A 22,386-nucleotide genomic window follows, 5' to 3' on the forward strand; every position below is an offset into this window, starting at 1 on the left:
ATGGCACCGGCTCGTCCCCGGTGTCATTTATAATTTAAAAACTTGAAGCGCCTCCATGAAAAAAACTTTCGTTGTCTCCGCTTTGCTGTTCCTGCTGGCGCAGATCTTCTATGCTTGCAAGACCAAGACAGAAACGCTTTTCATTGCCCACTCTTCGGAAGAAACGAATGTTAAATTTATCAACACACTTACGCCCAATGACTCCATTAATCCCTTCACATTCACAAATTTTTATAATGGCGGCGGTGTAGGAATTGGTGATCTGAACGGTGACGGCAAGCCCGACATTCTCCTCGGCGGCAACCAGGTCAGCAGCAAATTATACATCAGCCGAATTGATACAAGCGTGAACAAATGGGCATTTGAGGATGTAACTGAAAAAGCCGGCCTGACAACAACACGCTGGTGCACAGGCATTTCGATGGTCGATATTAATCAGGATGGCTTGTTAGACATTTACATCAGCGTAGCCAAACACATTAAAATGCCGGATTCCGAAAATTTGCTCTTTGTAAATCAGGGTAATGATGGCAGCGGCGTACCGATTTTTAAAGAACTGGCAAAAGCATATGGCTTGAACGACAATGCATTCACCACGCAAACCGCGTTTTTCGATGCTGATCTTGACGGCGACCTGGATGCATATTTGATGAACACGGCGCCGGATCTGCAAAACCCAAACTTTATTCGAAAAACCTACAACGACGGGTCTTACCCAAGCACGGGCCGACTTTATCTCAATGAAGGAACCGCTGAAAACGGCATTCCAAAATACACCGACATCTCCAAAGAAGCAGGCGTTAACTATGAGGGCTTGGGATTGGGTTTGGCGATAAGCGATTTAAACAAAGACGGTTATCCCGATATTTATTGTTCCAATGACTTCATCAGCAGCGACATTTTATATCTCAACGCGGCGCAAAAGAATGCGCAGCCTCAATTTGAAAACAGCATCAAAACGGCAACTGCACACACGAGCCTGTTTGGAATGGGCGTCGACATTGCGGACATTAATAATGACACTTATCCCGATATTTTTCAGCTGGATATGCTGCCGGAAGACAATTTGAGACAAAAGAAAATGCTGGCCGGCCAGGATTACGACAGAAAGGAAATGAGCATTTCAGATCAATATGGTTACCAATTGCAATACATGCGAAATATGCTGCAATTGAACATGGGGCCGGTTTCGAATAAAAATGATGGCAAGGCTGCTGCACCCATGTTCTCGGAAATCGGGCTGGTGGCCGGCATTTCAAAAACCGATTGGAGCTGGGCGCCATTGATCGCAGATTATGACAATGATGGTTTGAAAGACATTTTTATTACAAACGGTTACCGGCGCGATGTGACGGACCGCGATTTTATTCAGTCCAAAGAAGATTTCTCAGATTTTGGAACAAACAATTTTAAACAGCAAAATGCATTGGAACTGATCCGGAAAGTGCCGGAAGTCAAGATTGCCAATTATGCCTACAAAAACGCAGGAAACTTAACATTTGAAAACGCATCAAAAAGCTGGGGACTGGATCAGCTATCTTATTCAAATGGCGCCGCTTATGCGGATCTGGATGGTGATGGAGATTTGGATTTGGTGGTTAATAACATTGATTCAGAAGCATTTATTTACCAAAACAAGAACACCGAAAAAACGGCCGCGAATTACATTTCCATTTCACTGAAAGGTAAGAAAGGCAATCTCTCCGGCATCGGGAGCAAGGTTACCATTTGGCACGGCAAGCATGTGCAATATGCTGAAATGTTCGTCGCCCGCGGGTTTTTGTCTTCGGTTGAAACCGGCATTCATTTTGGTTTGGGGAAAACAAATGTGATTGACAGCATGCAGGTCGTCTGGCCTGGCGGGAAAACCCAGAAATTGTACAAGCTGAAAGTCAATCAGCGCCTGATCGTAGATCAAACGAAGGCCGAAATTATTCCGAAAAAGGTTGACCCAGTTGTCCAGGAAGCACTTTTTACAGATATAACCCCAGATCTGAAAGTGGATTACGTGCATGAAAAATCAGGATTTATAGATTTTAAACAAACGGCTGCTCTACATAAAATGCTTTCAAAAAGTGGCTTTGCCCTCGCCGTCGCTGACGCAAACCGGGATCATCTGGATGATTTTTTTGTCGGATCAAGTTACCAGAAAGGAAAGCCCTGCATTTACTTGCAAAATGCTTCGGGCGGTTTTTCGAAGCGCATAGTTGGCCAGGATTCTTTGCATGAAAACATTGCAGCAACATTCGTTGACGCTGACGGAGACAAGGATCAGGATCTGATTGTCGTTAACGGCGGCAACGAGCGACCCGAAAGTGATCAGTCTTTTTATGAAGTTCAGTTATTTATCAATGACGGAAAAGGAGATTTCAAATTGGCGCCGACCGGAAGTTTGCCTTCTGTTTTTTTGAGCGGATCGTGTGTAACTGCCAATGATTTTGACAAAGATGGCGATGCTGATCTGTTCATTGGTGGCAGAATGATCCCGGGAAAATATCCGTTGCCAGCTCGGAGTTACTTGTTGAGGAACGATTCCAGGTCCGGAAAAGCGCTGTTTACGGATATTACAAAAGCATATTGTCCCGAGCTGATGTCAGCGGGAATGGTTTGTGCCGCACTTTGGGCAGACACGGATCAGGATGGCTTTGAAGATCTCGTGATCGCGGGGGAATGGATGCCGGTGCGTATATTTGAAAATCAGAAAAGCCGTTTCCAGGAAATGGCATCTTCCAAAACGAGCTTTGCACCTTACGCTGGCTGGTGGAACAATTTAGCGGCCGCAGATTTTGACCATGACGGGGACATTGATTTTGTGGCGGGGAACGAGGGCATGAACACATTTTACCGCGCCTCGGAAAAAGAACCGGTGACGATGATCGCCAAGGATTTCAACAGTGACGGCACATTTGACCCATTAATGGGCTATTTTATCCAGGGTGTCTCCTACCCGAGCGTCCCGCGCGACGCATTGAACCAGCAGGTGATCCAGTTCAGACGAAAATTTCCGCATTACATCGATTACGCGAAAGTTACCTTTGACGACCTGTTGAGCGCTGAGGAGAAGAAAGACGCATATGCCGTGAAAGCGACCTATTTGCAAAGCGCTTACATTGAAAATCAGGGCAATGGCAATTTCAAGGTTTCGGCCTTGCCAATCGAAGCGCAGTTTGCACCCATATCCGGCATTGTGGTTCAGGATATAAATGCGGATAAGAATCCGGATCTGATCTTGACAGGCAATTTTTATCCAAATGAAGTGAATATGGGCCGACAAGATGCATCCGTCGGCCTGCTTTTGCTCGGCAATGGCAAAGGGAATTTTGCGCCGCAAAGTCCTCAACAAAGCGGTCTGCTCATTCAGGGAGATGCTCGAAAAAGTGTCATGCTGCAAGCTGCGAATAATGAAAAATTACTGCTCACCGCAATCCATTCAAAGGGAATCACAGCCAATCGCATTAACCAGCGGAAAGTAAACATTGCCATGAAACCGTAAATGTTTCGCCTCATCAAGAGAAGGTTAAGGCTCCTTCGATGCCAGAATATTTGATTCGAAGACTTGCATTTTGCGTAGAATAAGTTTTACTTAGACGTATAATGTCACCATCCGTCTATTCAGCCGTCTGCTATGAAAAAATTGCTGTGTTACTTTGTGCTTTTGAATGGCTTGTTTTTGGGATGCACCCGAGATTCAAGATATCTGCAAATTCCGCCGCAGGGCGCACAACGGTTGGATGCACCTGATTTATTGAGGGGGTTTGGTGTAGTAGGAGCGGAAAAAGTCACTTATGATTCTGCACATAACGCCTATATGGTGATTTTTCCGCAATCCTTCAATGCGGAGGAAGCAGAGATCAAGCTGTTTTTGAGGCAAAAAGTGAAGTTATTAGACCAAGCTGGCAATACAACAAATAACACCACCATTCGCTACCGATTTCAGGGCAATTCGCCCATGAATCTTTCATTAAAAGATACGTCAAACAGTAATTTTTGTTTCGATGAGATCTATTTCAACTTTTCGGGCACGCCCAAAATTGAGCTTTTGCAGAAAGAAATTGATGTTAATGCATCGGGCATTCAATTGCCATTTCGGCTCGATTTCAAGCAGGGCAGCAATCCCGCGGCGCCTGGTTATGATGGTAATAAAATCAAAATAACCAATAAGAAAACCCGGATTTCGGAGGAAACATTATTTTACAAAGAAGACCCGCGCATTTACCTGGCAAACACAACGGAGTTTATCACCAGCGATCCCTTATCAATCGAATTCAGCGTTTATAACCAAAATTCCGTTGTTTTTGAAGATATCCGTTTCAACAGAGCAACGCCGATTGCGGGAGTCGCTGCAACGATGTTATTTCAATATATCCGCCAAGACACGATTGTCGCACATGGCGGATTTTTCTCACCAGCCGAAAAATATTCAGTTTCCATATCCGGCGTTTCCCTTGCTGCTCCGATAACTGTTCCCGTGCGGATGACCGATGCCAGCACATTGAAACTCGACAAAATTCCCGCCAACTTGCCGGATGGATCTTATTTACTGTCCTATTATGAAAAAGACAAGCCAATCGGAAAGGGCGCAGTTAACATTTCCAAATCAGTAACGAATGTTTTGGAAAGCATCTGGAAAGGCGACCTTAATAAGAGCCTTGACCGGAATGTGGAACAGCTGAAACTGAAAAGAGGTGACTTTTTTTATGCCAAATCAGCACCCTTGATGTTCATTTATCCGCAAGCTGCATTTAACGTAGATCACCTGCCCAAGCTGCGTCTTAAATCTGCCGGAAAGACAGCCGAACTTGCGCCCGAGCTCGCCGAATACAGCTGGGCAATCGCAGGAGCGCGATTTGCTGTGGGGAAATATACCATTCCAGCGGACTTGCCTTCGGGAGCTTACATTGTAACAGGTCTTTATCCGAACAAAACAGAATCAAAACCTTACTGGTCAAGCATCGAAGTGGAGTAGGCGCTGGAATGGTGACATGAACGAAGTTTAAACCAAAATCTGCGTGTTAACGCGTGGGATCACTTCCTCGCCAATCAGTTTGATCGTTTTCAGCAGTTGCGCTTGTGTTAATCCGGCGTTATCCATTTGGAAGGTAAACCGGGAAATGCCTCCCAATGCTTCGCTGTGCCGAACGATTTTGTCCGCAACTTCTTGCGGATTACCGATTACATATGCGCCGTAATGGCTCATTTGCGCATCAAAACTTCTGCGCGTGACAGGCTGCCAGCCCCGCTCCCGCCCAAGCCGGGTAATGATTTCGGCGTGTCCCGGATAATAATCAGCAATTGCCTGCTCCGTTGTGTCAGCCACGTAACCAAACGAATGCAATCCAACCTGCAACTGCTCTGGTGAGAATCCGGCTTCTCTTCCAGCTTCTCTATAAAGATCAACCAATGGTCTGAACCGGTGCGTTTCACCGCCGATCACAGCAACCATTAACGGCAAGCCTAATGAGCCCGCCCGGATAAACGATTCAGGCGTGCCGCCAACACCCAGCCAAACGGGCAATTGCTTTTGCAACGGTCTTGGATAAATCGGCTGGTTGTTGAGCGCAGGACGAAATTTGCCCGACCAGGTCACCGACTCATTGTCCCGAATGTTGAGCAAAAGATGCAGTTTTTCAACGAACAGCTGATCATAATCCTTCAAATTGAAGCCAAAAAGCGGAAATGCGTCAACCGATGAGCCACGTCCCACAACCATCTCAGCACGCCCTTTGGAAATCAGGTCAAGCGTCGCATATTCCTGAAAAACGCGGACAGGATCAGCCGCGCTCAACACCGTAACTGCACTGGTCAACTTTATTTTCTTGGTCATTGCAGCCGCAGCAGCCAGGATAATAGCCGGCGCCGAGTCCAGAAACTGCTTTTTATGGTGCTCTCCAATGCCGAAAACATGCAGGCCGGACGCATCAGCAAAGGCGATTCGTTCCAATAATTCACTCATTGCATCCACGCTGCTCAACGTGTTCCCGCTTTCGTTGTCTACCATTGCAGAAGCAAAACTGTCAATTCCAATTTCCATATATCAATGATGGGTTATACGCTTTTAAAATGTATGTTTATCTTATAGTAAACACAAAACTCACCTGCTTCGGCACCAAAAAAAGGAGCAGTAAACAAAAGTATACCACTATCCTTTGGTATAGTGCCTGTGAACCTGCTGCGTTTCGGTTTCAAATCTGGAACCGCTGCTTGTCGCTCTCTTTTCTCCAAAATTTTATGTTAATCCAAGGTTAATCTGCAATTAACGTAATGGTAATATAGGCTGTCTACATTTGCGCCTGGTTAACGTGTCGGCTGAGATAAGGGGAGCTTCAAGGCTTTTAAAATTCCAAAAAAGTTTACGAACCAATGACAACATTGCGTGCCTAAAAACATGCCCTGTAAGCTTATGCCCAATTTTCAGCCTGGCACCATCACCACTCCTATAATTCACCAAACGAACAGAAAATGATGAGATTAATTACCGGATGCCTGCTTGTGTGGGCCTTGTTATTGTTCGCCGCGCCCGCTTCCATGGGGCAAGGCAACGAAGCCACAATCGTCGGGAAAGTTTCCGAACTTAAAGAAGGCCCGATCGTCGGCGCCACAGTCATTGTCAAAAACGAATCGACTGGTTTTCAGGCCGGCACGGTGACGGACGCCAATGGCGACTACATTATCAAGCAATTGCCATTGGGATCGCCTTATTCCATTACGGTTTCCTACATTGGTTATGGTGAGCAGAAAAAAACGGGTTATGCATTGAATCAAGGTGATCAGCTGCGTTTAAATTTTGGTCTGGAAACAAGCGCAACGGAGCTACAAGCAGTGGAAATCGTTGCTAACTCGCTGAAAAACACAGTCGTAACATTGGGTGCTTCTACGCCGGTTACTGCAAAAGACATTGCACGCCTGCCTGTGAACGGCCGTAACTTTACAACGCTGATTGACCTTTCTCCGTTAAGCAACGGAAGCAGCTTGGGCGGCCAGCTGGCGTCTTCAACCAACTACACCATTGACGGGATGACATCGCGCGGAACGGTTGCGGGAGGAAGCACGCAAAGCGCTTATTCCATCTCCATGGAAGCAATCAGGGAATTCAAAGTCGTTACCAACGAATACGACGTGACAATGGGTCGCGCGGGTGGTGGAACGATCAGCACGGTGACAAAATCGGGAACAAACCAGCTTTCAGGAAGTGCATTCAACTTCATGAGAACGGACTGGCTTTCAAGCCCTTTTGATTTGAGAGGAAACAAAAGAACGCAGGAATTCTCTACATATCAATATGGTTTCTCCCTCGGCGGACCGATTTTGAAAGACAAATTGCACTTCTTCGTGGCATGGGATCACCAGGCTGACTCACGTCCGCTTTACATTGCCAACATTCTTTCTCCTGCGGACGAAGCTGCAAACAAGGTTACAAGAGCAACGCTTGACAAGTTTGTTGACATTGCGCGCACCAAATATGGTGTTTCTGACAATCCGCAGTTTGGTGCTTTTGACAAACAAAAAGGAACAGACGCATTCTTCGCAAAGATCGACTGGCAGCTTAACTCGAAAAACTTGCTTTCAATCCGTGATAACATGGTTCGGGAAGATGATCAGCTTTCGGAAGGAGATAACTCGGGAATCAACTTCTATGAATCTTATATCAACAGAAAGAAGTTTGACAACAGCTTAATGGCTTCTTTGAGAACCATTTTGAGCCCAAAAATTACAAATGAACTGAAAGCGCAGCATTTCTATGAAGATGTGGCTGTTCAGCCAAGCACAGATTTGCCTGCACAAGGCATTCCCCGCGCAATCGTTGAAAACGTGGAATCTGTTTCAGGAACAAGCACTTATCTTAACTCAATCCAGATCGGCGGACAGCGCTTCTCGCCCGAATGGTTCAAAGGAAATGTGTTGCAACTGGTTGATAACGTCTATTATAACACCGGCAAGATCAACTTCACATTCGGAATTGACCTGATGTACAATGTGATGCATTCGCGTTACGGAAGCGAGATGAACGGTCGTTTTTACTTCACTGGAATCGACAATTTCAACAACCTGAAACCTTATCGTTACGCACGTGAAATTTATGTTGCAGAGGAAGAAAGTCAGAAAGTAAAGTCGCTTAGCTCAGCCATTTATGCGCAAATGGAAACGAAGCTTGCTATTGGACTTGAAATGATGGCCGGTCTTCGTCTGGACAACACGCGTTATCTGAACAAGGCGAATTTCAGCCAGGTTGTTTTCGATGAGTTGGGAATTCGCACGAATAACACCATCAACACATTGCAATTGCAGCCACGCGTGCAGTTTACCTGGGATGTAAACGAACAAAGCAAAGACGTGATCCGCTTCGGAGCAGGTGTTTTCGGTTCGGCTTTGAATCCATATTCAATGGTCAACAACATGCTTTTCGACGGTTCGAAAGTGGCTTCGGTCGAAATTCAGGGAGATCTAGTTCCTACACCTGAATTTGTCAAATACAGAAACGACCCTTCCACAGCTCCCGGCGCGGAATTGTTCAACACGCCTGGCATTGAAAGGTTGATCACGATCAACACCAACAGCCCGGACGCGAAGATTCCTGTTTTGTACAAAACTAACTTCTCCTACAATCACTTTTTCAGCGACCGCCTGCGTGTAGGCGTTAGCGGATATGCTTCATGGGCGCGCAATAATTACATGTACATTGACCGCAACATGGTGGAAGATCCTTTCTTCCGCCTCGCTGCCGAAGCTAATCGTGGTGTGTATGTGCCTTCTGCTTCTATCAATGCAGCCAATGGTGCGACGAACTGGCTTAACGGACGTAAAACGAAAAAAGTGGGACGTGTGCTTGAATTGGTGAGCGAAGGAAAGAAAAACCAGTATGCCGTGGTAATCGACGGAACTTACCGTTACTTCAAAGACGGTCAGATCACTGCTTCTTACACTTGGAACGACTCTAAGGATAACACATCTTACAACGGTAACGTGGCGAACACGGCTACATTGGATCAGATGGTGGTCGATGATCCGCGTGATTTGAGCAAAATGAATTATGCAAACAACCAATTCCGTCAAAAAGTGGTGTTCTACGGAACGGCTCCAAGTTTCTGGGGAATATCGGTGGGTGTGCGTTATTCAGGCATCGGCGGAACACGTTACAGTCTGGCAGTTAGCGGTAACATGAATGGTGACTTCGTGTCATCGAACGACTTGCCATATGTGTATGACGTAAACAGCGCTGGAACTCCTGAATACTTGAAAACTGGAATCCAGGCAATTCTGGACAATCCGGAAGCTGAACAAAGCATCAAAAACTACATTCGTGACAACATGGGTAAAGTGGCTGAGCGTAACGGCGGGATCAACGATTTCTACGGCGTTTGGGATTTGCGTTTGACGAAGCGTTTCAAAGTTTATAACAAACACGGCATTGAGCTTTCTGTGGATGCATTCAATGTTGCCAACTTGTTGAACAAAGATTGGGGTGTGGGATATAACCTGGGCAAGCAAAACCTTTATTCGATCAAAAGCTTTGATAAAACGAAGGAGCAGTTTGTTTACAACGTGACCAAAGGAGCTGGTGTATCGAGCTTAACCGGAAGCCCTTACCAGATTCAGCTGGGATTGCGCTACGCGTTCTAACTGAAAAAATAGTAATAAAAGACCGATCGGCTGCTTTGCAAAAGGCAGCCGATTTTTTTGTGGCATAATGTTTTAGCAGACCAGGGACGAAATGTTGGTTACTAAATTGCTTCAAAAATCAGTGCATGGGAGACCCATCTAAACCCTTCAATACCGATAACGCGTCAGAACTACTGCGTCTTGAACTCGCCCTCGAATCAGCCGGAATAGGAACATGGGAACTTGATTTCCAAACCAATCAAGTGCGTTGGTGCCGCAGGGCAAAAAAGCTTTTCCGTTACGCCGGCGAGAACATCATTGATCTGCAAGAGCTCATCGAGCAGATTGACCCAAAAGACAGGAATGCATTCCGGACAGAAATAGAACGCGCTACGCATAGCCGCGCTACGCCTAACCCCGCTCCTGCTTCATTTTCATTGGAATTTCGCACCATTGACGACAGTTGCGGCGATTATTGCTGGCTGCTTTGCAAAGGCCAGCTGCATGTGGATGCCGAAACAAATGATGCGCGACTTTCCGGAACGTTCATTGATGTTACCAAACAAGTTGAGGACCAGCTGCTGCTGAAAGAACAGCAAAAGCACGCACGCAGCTTCCAGACAATTGTAGAGCAGGCGCCCATGGCGATCGGGCTTTTGAAAGGGCCGGAACTTGTCATTGAGCTTGCCAATGAGCCAATGATCAGTTATTGGGGTAAAGATGCATCTGTGATCGGCAAACCGCTTCGTGATGCGATTCCCGAGCTTGAAGGTCAGCCGTTTCTCGATATTCTGGATAACATTCTCATCACGGGCGAAGAATACAGTTCGAAGGGTGCAAAGGTCCTGCTGGAAGTTGGCGGCAAGATGGAAACCTTTTATTTTGATTTTACTTACAAACCCATATTCAATAGCGACGGTGAAATTTATGGCATAATCAACATGTCCATAGATGTTACCGATCAGCTGCTTGCGAAAAAAGCGCTCGAAGAAAGCGAATCGAAGTTGCGGACCGTGATTGCCTCAGCACCTGCCGCCATTGGCTTGTTCGTAGGCCGTGACTTGCGCGTTGAATTGCCCAATCAGGCATTCATTGACATTGTAGGAAAAGGCCCGGACATTATTGGCGTTCCGCTTCGCGGTGTGATGCCGGAACTTGAAAGCCAGCCGTTCCTGCAAATTCTGGACGACGTGTACACAACAGGCGTGACTTACAAAAGCTTCGGAACGCAGGTCAACATTGTTCAGCAAGGCGTCATGACCCAAAATTATTACGATATCACCTATTCTCCCGTTTACGACAACGAAGGAAAAGTGTACGCGATTTTGGACATTGCCATTGATGTAACGGAACGTGTGAGCATTGAAAAGCAGATTGAAGAAAGCCAGATGCAGCTGCTCGCATTGTTTGAGCAATCGCCCATCGGGATTGCCATCATTCAGCAGGAAGACCTGAGGTTTGCAATGGCCAATCCATTTTACGGCAAGCTCGTCGGAAGGAAACCGGAGGACATTGTTGGAAAACCTTTACTGGAAGCGCTTCCCGAAATCAAAGGCCAGGGCTTTGACATTCTGCTGCGCGGCGTTATGGCAACCGGGATTCCGTTTTTGGCAAAAGAGCAACCTGTCGATATCATGCTTGACGGTGTTTTGCAAAAAATTTACGTGGACATGGCTTATCAGCCTCAGCGCGACCGGGAAGGTAACATTGTCGGTGTTCTGGTTGTAGCAACTGATCTGACGGAGCAGGTTGTCAGCCGTAAAAAGATAGAAGAAACCGAAGCTTTCCTGCGCGGGGCAATCGAACTTGCACAATTGGGCACATTCTCTATCGACCTGCAAACGGATGTAATGTATTTCTCCGACCGCATGAGACATTGGTTTGCTTTGGAAAAAGATGAACTGATCAACTTTAAAAAGGCTTATGACGCAATCAGCAAAGCAGATTTGCCAGCTGTGCAGGCCGCTGTGAACCAAGCCATTGCACCAGATTCAGACGGGCTTTATGACATGGAATACGCAATGGATCGTCAAAAAACGGGTTATGCCAGAGTGTTGCACGCTCAAGGTAAGGTGTTTTACGACGAAAATGGAAAACCAACGATAATGATCGGGACGGCGCAAGATGTTACACAGCAACGGAAAGTGAAACTTGCGCTCGAAATGCAGGTGCAGGAACGAACCGAACAACTCGAGTCTATGAACGAAGAGCTGGCAGCGATCAATGAGGAATATCTTGCAACGAATGAAGAACTCTCCGATTCGAACAACAGGCTTCAACAGTCAAATGTTAATTTGCAGCAGTTTGCCTACGTCGCCTCACACGATTTGCAGGAGCCGCTGCGGAAAATCCAAACATTCTCAAATTTGCTCGCCACAAGATACAGTCCTGTCCTTGGAGAAGGGATTGATTATTTGCACCGCATGCAGGCAGCCGCGAAACGCATGTCGGAACTGATTAATGATTTGCTTGAATTTTCGCACATTACTTCTCAAAAAGACGCAGTCGGGACGGTTTCGCTTGACACGGTTATTAAGGAAATTCTGAATGATCTCGAATTGTCTGTTACAGAATCAGGCGCCGTTATTTCAGTCGCAAGCTTGCCAGACGTTCTTGGCGACAAAACCCAGCTCAGCCAGCTTTTCCTGAACCTGCTGAGCAATGCGCTGAAATTCAAAAAGCCGGATGTGCAGCCGATCATTGACATCACCTGCGAACTGATTTTCAGCACAGACCTTCCAGCATCATTGAATGTGGCCCGCCCGGCGTCTTCTTATCACAAGATTGCAGTCTCGGACAACGGAATCGGATTTGACCAGCAATATGCAGACCGGATTTTCCAGTTATTCCAGCGCCTGCATGGCCGAAGTGAATATTCCGGCACCGGCATCGGCCTCGCTATTTGCGAACGCGTTGCCGCCAGTCACGGCGGAGGCATTTCGGTCGTTAGCGAGCCGGGAATCGGAACAACTTTCAGTGTTTTTTTCCCTTTCGGGTAAATGACAAAATTGATTTTTATAAAAAGCAAAACATTACATTCACGATAAGCAAATGGCAGTAATCAAATTAAAATGTGTTGAAATCGGACGCGGAAAGTCTTTCACATCCGAGGCGCAGCAAGCCGAAGACGCCGAATTCGGCGGCACGATTTTTCTCGAAAAAGCCGTTGCCGAAAACGACGCCTCGCTTGAATTAATTGAGCAGCATTTTACTGCGGCCGATCTCTGCACCATTGAAGTAAGACAATCCCAGGAAGTTGTAACGACCATTCAGGGCATCATTCGCTCTTTCGAAAACAACGGCGACGACCAGCAAACGCTTCTGGATCTGGAAATTGAACTTTTGTGAGACATTACTTTCCAGTTTCAGAAAGAAAGCTGATCAGTGGCGCAATGAATTGGTCATAAGCCTCAATGTGCGGCAAATGACCGGTTCCCGGAATTTCGACGAGCTTCGCTTGCGGTATTTTCTTTGCCGTTTCCCGTCCTAGCACCGGATAATTGCCCAATGTCTCCTGCACGTCTTTCGGCGCTTTCGCTTTGCCAAGTGCCGTCCTGTCGCGCTGACCAATGATTAGCAACGTGGGCACTTTAATGTTTTGAAATTCATAGGCGACCGGCTGCGTGAAGATCATATCGTAAGTCAATGCAGAATTCCAGGCAATGCGCGGGTAATCAATGTTATTCGTCCACCCGGCCAGAATATTGACCCACTGATCATATTCCGGTTTCCATTTATTGTCATAATAATTTGTAAGCTGATATTGTTTGATCACCTCATAACTTTGCTTCAATTCACCGGCATACCACTCTTCCACAGTCTGATAAGGAACTTTTACCTTCCAATCTTCCAGCCCTAGCGGGTTTTCCAAAATCAGTTTTTCAGTTGTTTCAGGAAACATCAATGCAAACCGCGTGGCGAGCATGCCGCCCATAGAATGCCCAAGAATGTTCGCTTTGGCAATGCCCAGACTATCCAAAATGCTTTTGGTGTTTTTGGCCAACAATTGAAAACTGTATTGAATGCTTTCTGGCTTGGAAGATTTACCGAAACCAATTTGGTCAGGAATGATCACGCGGAAGCCTTTCGCCCGCAAATCTTTGGCCGTTCGCTCCCAGTAAGCACCCGAAAAATTTTTCCCATGCAAAAGCACGACCGTCTTGCCATTGGGCGTTGCCGGCTTGACATCCATATAGGCCATTTGCAAAGATTCCCCCTGGATCTTCAAATGGATAAACTGAACGGGATATGGATATGCAATGTTTTCAAGGTTGGTGGCCGACAAAACCTTTGGATCATTTTGCGCGAGCAGCGAGGTGCTGACTAACAGGCTTAAAATAAATAGGATGCGTATCATAGGAATGTAATTCAGAAATTTAGATGTTGATGAGTTTACCTAAAAATACGCATAATGTTTATTTGTAATTGAAAATCAACGGAAAAAGGAATGTTACAATCATCGTCCAGATGACATAAACCGGCAGATAAAATGCAATAACCTTCCCAACTGCCGCCACATTGGTTTGCTTCGCGATGACCCGGAACAACTGCCCGGCGACGAGCAACAGATTGATCAAAATCAAAGCGTTGCTCCCCAAAACTGCCGCCCGGTTCGGTGTGATGCCCCATTCCGAAATCCGGAACAAAATGGCCGATATGGCAATGCCGTTGACTGCAATGGTGATGGCAGAGAGCAGAAAAAGCACCCAAACTTCCACATTAGCCTTGCCGGATTTCGCAGTCTCGGCAACAGAAAAGAAAATGATCGCCATTACACCGAGCAATAACAGATTGAAAATCAAAAGAAAATCACGGTCATTGTAAGGATCTTTTCCGGAGTAAACGATTGCCGCAAGATAAATCACCAGCATTACCAGCACCAACGGACTGAAAATCCGGGCAATAACAGGTGAAACTTTGCCCACCAGCTGCGGGTTGGTCTGCGTGAGATAAGTGCCGACAATAGGCGCGGCAGCCAGCCCGAAAATGCCGAAATATTCGAAATAAAATTTCTGGATTTGCAAACCGATGAGCAGGAAAAGATTCACTGTAATGCCTGTCAATATGGCTCCCGCAATCAAAATAAGCGTCGTCATTACGATCAGATCGCCATTGTAACGCAGATAACCCATCCGTCTATCCGCATCGGACCGGTTGTCTCCGACAAACGCAAAACCCAAAATTGCCCACAAAAAGAGAAGCAAATGAATGCAGGATAATGTCAGCGTATCACTGTTCTGATTGTTGGGAAGGAAGTTGATAAACAATAACCCAGCTAGCGTCGTGGCTGTTACGAGGGCGATTTTGCCAATTGACAAGCTATTTTTCCGAGCAAAATAAGCCGTTAACATAGGGAAAACCACAAAGCCAATGTTTCTTGGATAGAAGAATTCCTCATTAATGGAGAAAAATGATGGCAGCTTCGCGATCAAGCCGGCGATGAAGGACGCAACAATGACGAAAAGCAGTTCCTTTGAGCTGCCCCAGGAAATTTCATCATTGGAAAAATTCAGTCGTTCGTGCCAAAAGCGAATGGCGACATTGTCCTTATGCTCCGGAAACAATGTTGAAAATGCCTGCTTAAAAGTCGGCTTGTCGGCCCGGTATAACTTTTCAAGCTGGCCGGGATTGTCGAGATTGGATAGGATTTGCTCTCTCATGATGTTAATTTAAATTGCCCGTTTAAAATTGTTTATTTTGAAGGATTAGGCTGACGGCGTCGTGCACAACGCGCGGTTTGTTGGTATTTTGTGCTGCTATCAGTGATGATTTCAAAAAACTTAAAAGTACTTTGTATTACAAAGTAAATCATTTAAAAACATATTATCCAAAGCATTAAGCTGATTTTTTATAAAAATGTTTTCAGAGACCAATGACAAACCCGCTAATTGATCACATCAGAAAATTTGTAACGCTGGATGAGACAACGTCCGCCGATGTGATCAGTCGTTTCAAGCTTCAAAAAATTCGGAAGAAGACGCGCCTACTGGAAGAAGGCGATCGCTGCCGTCATATGCATTTTGTTACAAAAGGCTGTCTCCGTCTGTTTTTCCTAAAACAAAATGGCACGCAGCAAACGACACAATTTGCATTGGAAAATTGGTGGCTAAGCGATTTCAATGCATTTGCAGCGCACGGCGTGGCCAGCTTTTCCGTTGACGCCGTGGAGCCAAGCGAAGTCCTAAGCATTGACGCGCAAGGTTTGGAAAAGCTGCTGGCCGATGTGCCGCAGCTTGAAAAATATTTCCGGCTTATACATCAAAAAGCGAATGGTGCTGCACAAAGACGGGTTCGGTTTCTGTATGAATTGTCGCGGGAAGAAATGTACACAAACTTCATTACAAGTTATCCTGAATTCTGCCAGCGCATTCCGCAATATTTGCTGGCCTCATTCCTCGGCATCACACCGGAATATTTGAGTGAAATCCGAAGAAAAGCGCTTTTAAAACCAGTTTAAGATTGCCTTGGACACAAAAAAGCCGTTGATCGCATGTCGATCAACGGCTTTTCTCATCAAATAAAAGACCGATTTCAACCAGGCTCGAAACGGAATTTAAGAAGCTCTCCGTAAACCACGGTTCCATCGCTTAGCTTGGCATAAGCGCGATAGTTGGCATCGGCGAATGTCTTGTTTTGCGTTTGCGTCTTCTTATCCAGGTTGTTTGCGGGTTCGCTAAAAATCAAAACTTCATCGGCAACCGTCGGAAGCGCAACCAAATAACCTGCAACCCCGGTGCTCATCACGACGCCATATTCCACAATCGGAATGTTTCCCAAATCTTCAAATTGAACATAGAATGTTGCAATGGGAACGCCGTGTTTAAGCGGCAACGTCTTGATTTTTGCAGGAACCTTTTCCGGCTCCGGCACTTCGTGGTCTGTGCATGAAGCAACAAACAGCATTAAAGCGAGCATTGTAATTACGCGAAATGGAATGATTTTCATAAACGGATCTGTTGAGTTTAAAGATTCAGCCGTAAATAAAGCCCTATGCGGCGCATTCGAACCACGCAATTTATTTTGCGGTAAGTCTTGTTATTTAATGGATTAACAAATTGAAAATCACGGGTTAATGACGCTATATTTCAATGCATCGAGCGTAATGCCGCTGGTTGACTTAATGCGTAAAGACGACATTTCGGACGCGGGGAAAAACACATCCGTCATCACCGTCAAACCGCCGTCCGCAAACAATTCCACCGATGCAACATCCGCAATTATAGACAATGCAATCTGTCCGTCACGTGAAATCCGGGGTGCCATATGTTTTTGCCCAAAACCTTTTTCAAAACCCGTTTCACCGGATTTGGTGCGGTCGATGAAATACTGATTGCTGCTTTTCTCATATCCTACCGTCAGCTCGTTCCCTTCCTTATTGGCCAGCACGATTGTGAAATCTCCCGCATCTTTTGCTGTCAGATCCAGCCGAAAAAGTCCCGTCTTGTTTTTTGCTTTTTCAGTAAGATCCAGCGGTGCGGTTAACTTTACATTCTTCAAAGCAAAACCGCTTTTTGCAAACGCATCAAGCTCTTTCACCGGCAGCGACGTGAGATAAGTTTCGCCATCCACCGTTTTGAGATCAAGGTCCCGCGCCAGTGTCACGGCACCCCGCCACGGATCAGTCGGCACCTGATTGGCATATTGCCAGTTGTTCATCCAGCCCATCAGAATGTTGCGGTCGCCTGTATTGGAGAATGTGACAGCCGCATAATTGTCAACGCCAAAGTCAAGCCATTTTGTTTTCTTGGATTGAGCAGTGAATGTTTTCCCATCAAAATCTCCCAAAAAATATTGTCCTGCCGAGCCTTCATTAGGCCCGCCCGGATTGATATTCACAATGAGCACCCACACTTGCTTGCCGTTGTGCGTGATTGGAAACAGGTCGGGACATTCCCACACGCCGCCATGGGCACCCGCATCGGCTCCAAACTCACTTTCAAGCGACCACGCTTTAAGGTCGGGTGATGAATAGAATGTGATCCGGTCTTTGGTCGCGAGCGTCATGATCCACTTTTTTTGTGGCGCATACCAGCGCACTTTCGGGTCGCGGAAATCGGTGATGCCAGGATTGGGCAGCACGGGATTGCCGCTGTATTTGGTCCAGGTTTTGCCCTCATCCAAACTGAACGCCAGGCTTTGATATTGATGCTTTCCCGTTTTCTGTTCTTCCAGCTTTGGATTATGGTGTGTAAATATTGCGACCACAGGCACTTTCCCATCTTTCCCAAAACCAGATGTGTTATTGACATCAACCACCGCACTTCCCGAAAAAATATAACCCAGACTGTCCGGAAAAAGCGCAATGGGCTGCTCTTCCCAACCGATCAGATCCTTGCTCGTTGCGTGCCCCCAATGCATTGGTCCCCAAACCATTGCGTCCGGATAATATTGGAAAAATAAATGATAAGTGCCATTAAGAAAGAACATTCCATTTGGGTCGTTGATCCAATGCGCTTTGGGCGAAAAGTGAAATTGGGGTCTGTATTTTTCGGGCTTTTGCTGCGCTTTTACATGCAAGGGAACGAGCATAGCAAGCATTAAAAGCAGTTTTAGGATATTTTTCTTCATGTTCAGGATGCGATTAAATGATGTGAACGAATCTGGGTTTTTATGTACAAAGGCATTGAAAATGAGTTCTTACCGTTAAATCAAATTCAGCAGCGCACACTTGACCTTGTCTGATTTTTCTCTAATTTCATAATAAACCTGCCCAAACATACATCACATCTCGCTCCGGCGCACGCACACGCGCCGCTTACACAACCCACTACACGAGAATTGGTCGATTAAGTATTATTCAGTCTCGCCAGATGTCTGTTATGAAGTCGCTATTACCGTCCAAGGAGCAGATTCCACTTTTTATGACACTCGCGGCAGTGCTGACGCTTGGTGCAGGTTACTATTTCGTGTATTTGCCTAATAATGAGCAGCAAATAGAAAAATGGAAGTTCAGGACATTGCAGAATATTGGCAAAAATGTGCACGAAAAGATTCTCAACGGACAGGCACTTTTACAAACTTACCTCGACAACGATTCGCTAAAAAAGCACGGCATAACGCGGCTCAATGCAAATCTGGTCCTGCTTCGAAACAACAGCAACCTGCCCATTGACACCATCACCAACCTCAGCCTGACAAAATCCGACACCATTGCACGCAAGCCGAGGATTTCAATCAATGAAGAAGACAAGCTGATTCTGATGCGCACCGCGCCCGTCCGTTACACGAGCCGGCCCGTGCGGACGGACACCATGCAAATTTCGCTCACCTATGATTTTGAATCATTTATCAAGCCGTTGCTCCCGCAAAAGGTTTTTGATCAATACATTGTCATAGGCGCCAAAAAAGTGCTTTACGAAAGCTTTCTCTCAGGGCTGGAAAATTCGCAGGATTCGCTTTTGCTTGAAAAACGGCACATTACCAGCGCCACGATCATGGATAAGACATTTGGCGGTGAGGACTATAAACTGTTTCTGCAACCGGTCAATTATGAAAACACACGCTTAATCGTGATCGGCCTTTTGTCGGCAGAACATTATGATGACGGCCGCACGAAATTGCCTCCCCAGCTGATTTTGCTCCTCATTCTCATCTTCACCGGAATCCTCATCACTTTTCCGATCATCAAACTTTACCAGCTTACCAATGACGACCGGCTGACCACATCCGACGCGCTCTCCTGCACAGTCGTATGCATGCTCATGATCTCCCTCCTCTTTTTCACTTTGCTCAAATATCGAAGCCTTACCCTGCACGCAGGCGCCAATGATCCCAAAAAAGTGCTCGCCAGCAACATTTCAACCGCCTTTTTACAAGAAATTAAACGAAACACAGCAAAACTCGTGGAGCTGGATTGCTTCATGACGGACGACTCGACCAGGCGCGTTAACCTGTTTAATCTCGGCAACAAAGCTCCTTATGACGTTCAAAGAGTCGCATTATCAAACGAAAATAGCAGAGAAATCAACCGGCTGACCGACAGCGTGTCGCTGGACAGGATTTTCTGGATGGACCAAACCGGGAAGGAGCGATATTTCTGGAAATCAGACTCATTAAGGGTTCATTTTCCCGGAAAGTTTGACAAGAGAACTTATTTCAAAGAAGTAAAACGCCAGCAAGGAAACGACATTGATGTCCCCGGAGCGTCCGTTGTGTATGTGGACCAGGTTGTTTCGTGGGTTTCCAACGCATTCATCACCGCAATCGCAATTGACTCAAAGGTCAACGGCATCAAGGCAGTTGCCATGTCGTTTTACGTCTCGTCCCTGAATCAGGTGAAGGTTCCGCCGGGATATCAGTTTGCAATGATCGATCGCGACGGCAAAGTGCTGTATCATTCCGACAAGTCTAAAAACCTGAATGAAAACCTGTTCCTGGAAGTCTCCGACCCTGAAAATCTCCGGAAATTCATTCGAACCGGTCAGTCTCAACCTTTCACGAGCAATTACTTTGGGCAGCAATTCGATATGCGCATTGAAGCAGTTGGTCAAGAGCTGCCGTATTACATTGTCATCATGGATCGGCGAAGTTTTCAGGACGCACGGGACATTGACGTTTATAGCTTTACGTTCTCAATGCAGGTGCTGCTGCTCGCATTGGTTTTGATGCAAATGCTCATTCTCTTTTTCGCAACAGCCAGGCGTTCAAAGGTTAAAGCGCAGGCATTTGACACGAGCTGGCTCAGCCCGAAAGAGTCCTCTCACCAGGTTTATCTGATCGCCACATTATTCAATGTAATCGTCTTTCTGGCAGCCGCCATTTCTCCCTCCAGTTCGGTAATCGGCCGGTTTTTTATCCTGATGATCTCTGTTTCCACCACACCCGTTTTCCTCAATATCCTGATGGCTGAGAAATATCTAGCTGGTGAACCTGACATTAGCAAAGTCAAACGTCGCGCCGCAAGATTATCGGGAATTGTGCCGCTTTTGGTCAATATCATGGCTTATGTAAAGTTGCAGGAAGCGTATATCAATTTTCTTTTGTTTGAATTTCTCGCCATCGTCCTGCCCGCAGTTCTGCTTTGGGTTTATTACAAAAAACAGCTGAATCGGCAGACATCCAAAAATGCTTTCGCAGGAAAAAACTTCGGTCTAAGCTTCACAGGGCTTGTTTTCTCCTGGATGCTCGTGGCCAATGGCTTGCCGATCATTGTATTTTTCACGGCCGTTTATAATTACGATCAGCATTTGATTGCACGCTACAAACAGCTTGAATTGGCGCATAACACCATTCAGGAATATAATCGTGATAAGGGCGACAGGCAGGAAGCGGCAAAAGCGCCTTTGTCCGATGCGGAGGATGCGCTGATTGTGGATTCACTCGGCAGCGCCTTTTACCGCGATGCGCTTTGGGTAAAAGACGCCAGAGTGCGCCCGGACACGATTCTCAAACATGCAGACACCACTTCCGCGGATGACAAAACGACAGTCGCCATTCTCAAGAGTTTCCACATTTACGATGGCGATGAAGATGTGCATAAAATGGACCTCAACCATGATCACGCATTCGACTTTTCCTATGTTTTCAGCAACCTGATGAAGCAGGTTAATGCGCAAAGCGACCAGACAGACACATATTTGAAATTGCAAAACCGGCCAAATGTGCTGCATATCTGGTCCGCTAACCTCAACTTCACATTGCCTTCGCTTGTTGAATGGCGGGGCGCCTTTATATGGGTCACATTTACGCTTTTCCTGGTTGGATTATTCTTCCTCGTTTACAATTTGATCAACAGAATTTTCGCACTCAAACTTCCGGTTACTGACGACTGGGAAACATTTGATAACGAACTGATTCTAAACGAAAATGCCACCAATCACACATTTATCATCGCCCTTCCCGGCTCCGAGAAAAACACTTCTCTGGAGTCTCTCATTGAGCAACATCGGGTCGGCGGAAAGGAGTTGATTATGCTGGATTTATCAACCATTCCGCCGAAAAACGCTTTGGCTGGGGCAGACAAAAGCTGGAATGATCAGTTGGAAGAGGCTTGCAGCAACAAGTATGCATTGATTTTGCTCAATCATTTTGAATACAATTTCCGCGACCCTTACACCAGCTCGGTTAAACTGGCGGCTATTGAAAAAATCCTTCACAAAACGACTGAAAGCAGAATTATCATTCTTTCAACCATTCGTCCGGCAACGCTTATCGCCGTAATGAGCGAGCCCGAAGCCATGGAAGTTGACAAGCATAGCGTGGAAAAATGGCAATATCTGATGGGCCGGTTCCGGATTGTGATTCACAAACTTTTATACAAAGAAGAATGGCGCAAACCAGCCGCCGTCTATGATGAAGCACAGCAGGACAGCCTGACTTTCAAGTCGCAGACGTCTTCTTACCATTACTATTTTTCGGTCTGGCAATCGCTGTCGCGGGAAGAGAAGTTTCTGCTTTACGACCTGGCAGAGGATGGGCTTGTCAATGCTACGGACAAAAACACACTTTGTCTGCTGATCAACAAAGGCGTGGTTCATCGCGAAGATGGCGCGATAAGGCTGTTCAGCCAGGGTTTTCGAAGTTTTATCCTAAGCGGAATCGGCACTGCCGAAACCGAAAAAATCATGGAAAAAGTGAATGACAACCGCAATTGGAACAAGATCAAAATGCCACTTGCGCTGATTTCACTAGCGATTCTGGCATTCATTCTGTCATCACAGCACGAAACCAGCACCAAGCTCATCACATCGCTGGGCGCGCTGGCAGCAGTAATCCCGACGATCATCAATTTCCTGGCGACAATGGGCGGGACAAATCTGGCAAAAAAGGCTTGACAAGGCACGAAGCATT

At 46.3% G+C, this 22,386-nt stretch carries 12 protein-coding genes; 7 read left to right on the forward strand and 5 right to left on the reverse strand.

The annotated features are described in order from the left end of the window. The first annotated feature begins 55 nt into the window (after positions 1 to 55). The gene (locus LZG73_RS16745) at positions 56 to 3,493 is read left to right on the forward strand and encodes a VCBS repeat-containing protein (RefSeq protein WP_233852557.1); all 3,438 of its coding nucleotides are present in this window, start codon (positions 56 to 58) and stop codon (positions 3,491 to 3,493) included. Positions 3,494 to 3,625: 132 nt separating this feature from the next. Beyond that, the gene (locus tag LZG73_RS16750; RefSeq protein WP_233852559.1) at positions 3,626 to 4,966 is read left to right on the forward strand and encodes a hypothetical protein; all 1,341 of its coding nucleotides are present in this window, start codon (positions 3,626 to 3,628) and stop codon (positions 4,964 to 4,966) included. 27 nt (positions 4,967 to 4,993) lie between these two features. On the opposite strand, the gene LZG73_RS16755 is transcribed toward LZG73_RS16750, so the two are convergent. Then, on the reverse strand, positions 4,994 to 6,031 hold the full coding sequence (locus tag LZG73_RS16755) for an Atu2307/SP_0267 family LLM class monooxygenase (RefSeq protein WP_233852561.1): 1,038 nt from the start codon (positions 6,029 to 6,031) through the stop codon (positions 4,994 to 4,996). A 428-nt stretch (positions 6,032 to 6,459) separates the two neighbouring features. Between LZG73_RS16755 and LZG73_RS16760 the strand changes: the two genes are divergently transcribed. The 3 genes from LZG73_RS16760 to LZG73_RS16770 all read left to right on the forward strand — a co-directional run bounded on the left by LZG73_RS16760 (position 6,460) and on the right by LZG73_RS16770 (position 12,945). Beyond that, positions 6,460 to 9,618, forward strand: a complete 3,159-nt coding sequence (locus LZG73_RS16760) for a TonB-dependent receptor (protein ID WP_233852563.1) — start codon at positions 6,460 to 6,462, stop codon at positions 9,616 to 9,618. 125 nt (positions 9,619 to 9,743) lie between these two features. Next, on the forward strand, positions 9,744 to 12,596 hold the full coding sequence (locus LZG73_RS16765; RefSeq protein ID WP_233852576.1) for a PAS domain-containing protein: 2,853 nt from the start codon (positions 9,744 to 9,746) through the stop codon (positions 12,594 to 12,596). Positions 12,597 to 12,648: 52 nt separating this feature from the next. After that, positions 12,649 to 12,945: a hypothetical protein gene (locus LZG73_RS16770; RefSeq protein WP_233852578.1), complete on the forward strand. Its 297-nt coding sequence runs from the start codon at positions 12,649 to 12,651 to the stop codon at positions 12,943 to 12,945. Positions 12,946 to 12,949: 4 nt separating this feature from the next. Here LZG73_RS16770 and LZG73_RS16775 read toward each other — a convergent pair whose 3' ends face one another. Together LZG73_RS16775 and LZG73_RS16780 are read right to left on the reverse strand one after the other, a co-directional pair. Beyond that, complete coding sequence (locus LZG73_RS16775; RefSeq protein WP_233852580.1) at positions 12,950 to 13,954, reverse strand: alpha/beta fold hydrolase; 1,005 nt, start codon at positions 13,952 to 13,954, stop codon at positions 12,950 to 12,952. 58 nt (positions 13,955 to 14,012) lie between these two features. Beyond that, positions 14,013 to 15,257 carry a hypothetical protein gene (locus LZG73_RS16780; RefSeq protein WP_233852582.1) on the reverse strand — a complete coding sequence of 415 codons (1,245 nt, stop codon included), beginning with the start codon at positions 15,255 to 15,257 and terminating at the stop codon, positions 14,013 to 14,015. 212 nt (positions 15,258 to 15,469) lie between these two features. Here LZG73_RS16780 and LZG73_RS16785 point away from each other — a divergent pair, with 212 nt between their 5' ends. Then, complete coding sequence (locus tag LZG73_RS16785) at positions 15,470 to 16,054, forward strand: Crp/Fnr family transcriptional regulator (protein WP_233852584.1); 585 nt, start codon at positions 15,470 to 15,472, stop codon at positions 16,052 to 16,054. A 74-nt stretch (positions 16,055 to 16,128) separates the two neighbouring features. On the opposite strand, the gene LZG73_RS16790 is transcribed toward LZG73_RS16785, so the two are convergent. Further along, on the reverse strand, positions 16,129 to 16,542 hold the full coding sequence (locus LZG73_RS16790) for a hypothetical protein (protein ID WP_233852586.1): 414 nt from the start codon (positions 16,540 to 16,542) through the stop codon (positions 16,129 to 16,131). 117 nt (positions 16,543 to 16,659) lie between these two features. Continuing rightward, positions 16,660 to 18,165 carry a glycoside hydrolase family 32 protein gene (locus tag LZG73_RS16795; RefSeq protein ID WP_233852588.1) on the reverse strand — a complete coding sequence of 502 codons (1,506 nt, stop codon included), beginning with the start codon at positions 18,163 to 18,165 and terminating at the stop codon, positions 16,660 to 16,662. 251 nt (positions 18,166 to 18,416) lie between these two features. On the opposite strand from LZG73_RS16795, the gene LZG73_RS16800 reads away from it, so the two are divergent. Continuing rightward, entirely contained in the window at positions 18,417 to 22,370 is a 3,954-nt protein-coding gene (locus LZG73_RS16800) for a cache domain-containing protein (protein WP_233852596.1), read from the forward strand. The last annotated feature ends 16 nt before the right edge of the window (positions 22,371 to 22,386 follow it).

Origin of the sequence: Dyadobacter sp. CY326, assembly GCF_021390515.1 — a bacterium.
GTDB lineage: Bacteria > Bacteroidota > Bacteroidia > Cytophagales > Spirosomataceae > Dyadobacter.